Genomic DNA, 5,696 nt, shown 5'->3' with positions numbered 1-5,696 from the left:
TTTCCCTTCGCTTTGGTTTGGTATGGAATTTTTTCATGTGATAATTAGTTGAGTTATAGTGTTTATAGTATTGAGTTATAAAAAAGAATAAGAAAAGACTTGTGAGGATAAAAATGCGGTGTATATTTGCAGCCGCTTACGGGGTTAAGGGGGAGGATAAAGAGGTAGGTGATACGTTCAAAAAGGCTTAATAAAAATAAATTAAAAAAAGTTTAGAAAAAGCTTTTGAGAAAGAAAAAAGGTTGTATGTTTGCAGCCGCTAAAACGGGAACGTTTTGGGGATAAAAAGTTCATTAAGATAATGTTTTGGAATTGTAAAGAAGAGGTTGAGGAAACTTTTTCAAAAAAAATAAAAAAACATTGTGAGAATAAAAAAAGGGTTTTATATTTGCACCCGCTTAAGGAGGAAAGTCTTTAAGAAAAGAAGAAAAAAAGTTCATTAAACATATTGATTGACAGCGTAAGAATTGGATTGGAAACGATTTAATTCATTACAGAGAATAAGCCATTTTGAGTACAAATTAATATCCTTTAGTTGTTAAGAAGTAAGTCATAAAAGACTTAAAAATTTAACGATGAAGAGTTTGATCCTGGCTCAGGATGAACGCTAGCGGCAGGCCTAACACATGCAAGTCGAGGGGTAACAGGGAAAAGCTTGCTTTTTTGCTGACGACCGGCGCACGGGTGCGTAACGCGTATAGAATCTACCTTGTACTGAGGGATAGCCTTTGGAAACGAAGATTAATACCTCATGGTATGTAGAGATGGCATCATTTTTACATTAAAGGTTACGGTATAAGATGACTATGCGTCCTATTAGCTAGATGGTGTGGTAACGGCACACCATGGCAACGATAGGTAGGGGCCCTGAGAGGGGGATCCCCCACACTGGTACTGAGACACGGACCAGACTCCTACGGGAGGCAGCAGTGAGGAATATTGGGCAATGGAGGCAACTCTGACCCAGCCATGCCGCGTGCAGGAAGACTGCCCTATGGGTTGTAAACTGCTTTTATACAGGAAGAAACAGCGCTACGTGTAGCGCCTTGACGGTACTGTAAGAATAAGGATCGGCTAACTCCGTGCCAGCAGCCGCGGTAATACGGAGGATCCAAGCGTTATCCGGAATCATTGGGTTTAAAGGGTCCGTAGGTGGATAATTAAGTCAGAGGTGAAATCCTGCAGCTCAACTGTAGAATTGCCTTTGATACTGGTTATCTTGAGTTATTATGAAGTAGTTAGAATATGTAGTGTAGCGGTGAAATGCATAGATATTACATAGAATACCAATTGCGAAGGCAGATTACTAATAATCAACTGACACTGATGGACGAAAGCGTGGGGAGCGAACAGGATTAGATACCCTGGTAGTCCACGCCGTAAACGATGGTCACTAGCTGTTTGGACTTCGGTCTGAGTGGCTAAGCGAAAGTGATAAGTGACCCACCTGGGGAGTACGTTCGCAAGAATGAAACTCAAAGGAATTGACGGGGGCCCGCACAAGCGGTGGAGCATGTGGTTTAATTCGATGATACGCGAGGAACCTTACCAGGGCTTAAATGTAAGTTGCATGATTTAGAGATAGATCTTTCTTCGGACTACTTACAAGGTGCTGCATGGTTGTCGTCAGCTCGTGCCGTGAGGTGTCAGGTTAAGTCCTATAACGAGCGCAACCCCTGTTGTTAGTTGCCAGCGAGTCAAGTCGGGAACTCTAACAAGACTGCCGGTGCAAACCGTGAGGAAGGTGGGGATGACGTCAAATCATCACGGCCCTTACGTCCTGGGCTACACACGTGCTACAATGGTAGGTACAGAGAGCAGCCACTGCGCGAGCAGGAGCGAATCTATAAAACCTATCACAGTTCGGATCGGAGTCTGCAACTCGACTCCGTGAAGCTGGAATCGCTAGTAATCGGATATCAGCCATGATCCGGTGAATACGTTCCCGGGCCTTGTACACACCGCCCGTCAAGCCATGGAAGCTGGGAGTGCCTGAAGTCCGTCACCGCAAGGAGCGGCCTAGGGTAAAATCGGTAACTAGGGCTAAGTCGTAACAAGGTAGCCGTACCGGAAGGTGCGGCTGGAACACCTCCTTTCTAGAGAAAGACGACTAAGGATAGTAAACTAAGGAAAGAGATAGTTTATTCTCAACGCTGTTAATTATATTATTATGACTAAGGAAAAAGTAGAGTCTCATAGCTCAGCTGGTTAGAGCGCTACACTGATAATGTAGAGGTCGGCAGTTCGAGTCTGCCTGAGACTACTAATTTTTTCAAGGTTTAAATAAAGGAAATTCTAGAAGTTGGGAAACCAGTTTACAGTACGCAGTTGCAGTACGCAGTACATCAAAAAATAACTGATTACTGAATGCTGATACTGACGACTAAAAAACGGGGGATTAGCTCAGCTGGCTAGAGCGCCTGCCTTGCACGCAGGAGGTCATCGGTTCGACTCCGATATTCTCCACGATTGATCATAGATCAAGAAAGTTCATTGACATATTGAAAAAGATACATGAAATTCTTACTTTTAAGAGTAAGAATAACAATTAGATAGAAAATATTTAATAAAAGTAAATTAGTTATTGCGAGCTAGCAATAATAAATGTAACTCATTAAAAAGACAAAAAGTACAATAAGCTAAATAAGAGCGTATGGGGAATGCCTAGGCTCTCAGAGGCGATGAAGGACGTGATAAGCTGCGAAAAGCTGCGGGGATTGGCACATACGAATTGATCCGCAGATATCCGAATGGGGCAACCCAGCATGTTGAAGACATGTTATCCATTAAGGAGGCGAACCCGGAGAACTGAAACATCTAAGTACCCGGAGGAGAAGAAAACAAAAGTGATTCCGCTAGTAGTGGCGAGCGAACGCGGAATAGCCCAAACCAATGTTGTTACGGCAATATTGGGGTTGTAGGACCACGACATTGAATGTTTAATGAATTAGAATCCTTTGGAAAGAGGAACCATAGAGGGTGATAGTCCCGTATAAGTAAAGAGAATTATTCATAGTGGTATCCTGAGTAGCGCGGGACACGTGTAATCCTGTGTGAATTTGGCGGGACCATCCGCTAAGGCTAAATACTCCTGAGAGACCGATAGTGAACTAGTACCGTGAGGGAAAGGTGAAAAGAACCTTGAATAAAGGAGTGAAATAGAACCTGAAACCATACGCTTACAAGCGGTCGGAGCCCTTTTGGGTGACGGCGTGCCTTTTGCATAATGAGCCTACGAGTTACCGTTTCTAGCAAGGTTAAGCACTTCAGGTGCGGATCCGTAGCGAAAGCGAGTCTGAATAGGGCGCTATAGTTAGTGGCGGTAGACGCGAAACCGTGTGATCTACCCATGGGCAGGGTGAAGCTGTGGTAACACATAGTGGAGGCCCGAACCCGTTGACGTTGAAAAGTCTTGGGATGACCTGTGGGTAGGGGTGAAAGGCCAATCAAACTCGGAAATAGCTCGTACTCCCCGAAATGCATTTAGGTGCAGCGTTGATTTAGTTTTATAGAGGTAGAGCTACTGATTGGATGCGGGGGCTTCACCGCCTACCAATTCCTGACAAACTCCGAATGCTATAAAATGATGATCAGCAGTGAGGGCATGGGTGCTAAGGTCCATGTCCGAGAGGGAAAGAACCCAGACCATCAGCTAAGGTCCCAAAATGTATGTTAAGTTGAATAAACGAGGTTGAACTGCTTAGACAGCTAGGATGTTGGCTTGGAAGCAGCCATTCATTTAAAGAGTGCGTAACAGCTCACTAGTCGAGCGGTTCGGCATGGATAATAATCGGGCATAAACATACTACCGAAGCTATGGATTTGTATTTATACAAGTGGTAGGGGAGCATTGTAGTGTCGTCGAAGGTGAAGCGTGAGCTTTGCTGGAGAAGCTACAAAAGAAAATGTAGGCATAAGTAACGATAATGCGGGCGAGAAACCCGCACTCCGAAAGACTAAGGTTTCCTCAGCTATGCTAATCAGCTGAGGGTTAGTCGGGACCTAACGCGAACCCGAAAGGGGTAGTGGATGGACAACAGGTTAATATTCCTGTACCTGCTCACGATAAAAGTGACGGAGGCGAATAGTTAGTGCGTGCTGACGGAATAGCACGTTGAAGCCAGTGGTAACACGGCGATAGTACACTGAGACTACGGTCAAGGTGATAATCTAGCGAATCGACTTCCAAGAAAAGCGAGTGAAGCAGCCCGTACCCTAAACCGACACAGGTAGTTGGGATGAGAATTCTAAGGAGCTCGAGAGATTCATGGCTAAGGAACTAGGCAAAATCGACCCGTAACTTCGGGAGAAGGGTCGCCCATCTTCGGATGGGCCGCAGTGAAAAGGTCCAGGCGACTGTTTATCAAAAACACAGGGCTATGCTAAATCGAAAGATGATGTATATGGCCTGACACCTGCCCGGTGCTGGAAGGTTAAGTGGAGTTGTTAGCTTCGGCGAAGCAATGAAATGAAGCCCCAGTAAACGGCGGCCGTAACTATAACGGTCCTAAGGTAGCGAAATTCCTTGTCGGGTAAGTTCCGACCTGCACGAATGGTGCAACGATCTGGACACTGTCTCAGCCATGAGCTCGGTGAAATTGTAGTATCGGTGAAGATGCCGATTACCCGCAGTGGGACGAAAAGACCCCGTGAACCTTTACTATAGCTTAGTATTGGCTTTGGATAAGTAATGTGTAGGATAGGTGGGAGACTTTGAAGTGGCATCGCTAGGTGTTGTGGAGTCATTGTTGAAATACCACCCTTTGCTTATCTAGAGTCTAACTTTCACTGAAAGGACAGTGCTTGGTGGGTAGTTTGACTGGGGTGGTCGCCTCCAAAAGAGTAACGGAGGCTTCTAAAGGTTCCCTCAGCACGCTTGGTAACCGTGCGTAGAGTGCAATGGCATAAGGGAGCTTGACTGAGAGACATACAGGTCGATCAGGTACGAAAGTAGAGCATAGTGATCCGGTGGTTCCGTATGGAAGGGCCATCGCTCAAAGGATAAAAGGTACTCCGGGGATAACAGGCTGATCTCCCCCAAGAGCTCACATCGACGGGGGGGTTTGGCACCTCGATGTCGGCTCGTCACATCCTGGGGCTGGAGAAGGTCCCAAGGGTTGGGCTGTTCGCCCATTAAAGTGGCACGCGAGCTGGGTTCAGAACGTCGTGAGACAGTTCGGTCTCTATCTACTGTGGGCGTTAGAAATTTGAGTGGATCTGACTCTAGTACGAGAGGACCGAGTTGGACTAACCTCTGGTGTACCAGTTGTTCCGCCAGGAGCATTGCTGGGTAGCTACGTTGGGAAGGGATAAGCGCTGAAAGCATATAAGCGCGAAACCCACCACAAGATGAGATTTCTTTAAAGGGTCGTGGGAGATGACCACGTTGATAGGCTACAGGTGTAAAGGCAGTAATGTCATAGCCGAGTAGTACTAATAACCCATAGGCTTATTGTACAGCCGTTCTTTTTAGAGAGTACAAACCAAAATTACTTCATGATTCTTTTTCAATATGTTAACTTATTAGCAAGTCAATCTTGCAGTTATGTAACCCATAACTTAAAACTTAAGGTGGTTATAGCAATGGGGCTCACCTCTTACCATTCCGAACAGAGAAGTTAAGCCCATTAGCGCCGATGGTACTACATTTGTGGAAGAGTAGGTCGCCGCCTTTTTTAAACCCTTACTATTTTTTT

General features: G+C 45.5%; 2 tRNA genes and 3 rRNA genes. All 5 read left to right on the top strand.

From position 1 onward, the window contains the following. Nucleotides 1-572: 572 nt before the first annotated feature. The 5 genes from E5167_RS15235 to rrf all read left to right on the top strand — a co-directional run bounded on the left by E5167_RS15235 (nt 573) and on the right by rrf (nt 5,675). Nucleotides 573-2,096: ribosomal RNA gene (locus tag E5167_RS15235) — 16S ribosomal RNA — on the top strand. Nucleotides 2,097-2,189: 93 nt separating this feature from the next. Beyond that, nucleotides 2,190-2,263, top strand: a tRNA-Ile gene (locus E5167_RS15230). A gap of 129 nt (nt 2,264-2,392) precedes the next feature. Further along, a tRNA-Ala gene (locus E5167_RS15225) sits at nt 2,393-2,466 on the top strand. 166 nt (nt 2,467-2,632) lie between these two features. Next, nucleotides 2,633-5,457: ribosomal RNA gene (locus E5167_RS15220) — 23S ribosomal RNA — on the top strand. A gap of 110 nt (nt 5,458-5,567) precedes the next feature. Next, a 5S ribosomal RNA gene (rrf, locus tag E5167_RS15215) occupies nt 5,568-5,675 on the top strand. Together the 16S, 23S and 5S rRNA genes with 2 tRNA genes alongside form the textbook arrangement of a ribosomal RNA operon. The last annotated feature ends 21 nt before the right edge of the window (nt 5,676-5,696 follow it).

Source organism: Pontimicrobium aquaticum (genome assembly GCF_005047595.1).
In the GTDB taxonomy this organism is placed as follows: Bacteria; Bacteroidota; Bacteroidia; order Flavobacteriales; family Flavobacteriaceae; genus Pontimicrobium; species Pontimicrobium aquaticum.
The sequence above is the reverse complement of the archived record's forward strand: the minus strand, read 5'-3'. Positions and strand labels throughout refer to the sequence as shown.